The sequence below is a fragment of the Mariniradius saccharolyticus AK6 genome (assembly GCF_000330725.2).
Classification (GTDB): Bacteria; Bacteroidota; Bacteroidia; order Cytophagales; family Cyclobacteriaceae; genus Mariniradius; species Mariniradius saccharolyticus.
The window spans coordinates 1-579 of the sequence record NZ_AMZY02000035.1 but is presented as its reverse complement, the minus strand read 5'-3'; the positions used below and the strand labels follow the sequence as shown (position 1 = coordinate 579).

The 579-nt window shown below is 52.8% G+C and carries 1 protein-coding gene; it reads right to left on the bottom strand.

From position 1 onward, the window contains the following. A partial coding sequence (locus C943_RS21150) for a LamG domain-containing protein (RefSeq protein WP_040481803.1) occupies positions 1–579 on the bottom strand: 579 nt, incomplete at both ends.

The following is a 579-nucleotide window of genomic DNA, read 5'->3' as shown; positions in this document are numbered from 1 at the left end:
TCCATTGGCCAACAACAGGATTTCTGCCGGGTCAAGTGCCCGGTTATAGAGTCTCAATTCGTCAAGGGAGCCATTGAGTCGCTGTATGGTTCCGAGAGCCCCGATAACGAGGTCGCCGGAATTGGTTCCTATGGTGAAAGGAGTGAAGGATTGGGATTTGTCCTCTTGACCGTTGACGAAGACGCGCATGGTGGTTCCGTCAAAGGTGGCGGCCAGGTGTACCCATTTCCCGATGTCCCCGGAGTAGTTGTAGGTTGAACGCATCCTGTACTGTGAACCGTTGTTGCCTCGGTTCAGCCTAAACTCCAGCTGCCCGTTGCTGTCCAGCCAAAACTCGAAACCGTTTCCGTCGGCTTTGGATACAATGGTCCCTTTGTGCAAGGCATTTGGTCTGACCCAGGCACTTATGGTAATTTTCTCCGTAAACTCCAGTCCGTTTTGGTGGGGAAGTTTTGCAAAACGATTCGCCCATCCGTTCAGTGAAAGCCCAAGTCCCTCTATTCCGGAGACCCATTCCACGTTGGCGGTGGATTGGAGTGTAGCATGGTACCCGTTTCCGGAATGGTCGATGAGCGATTG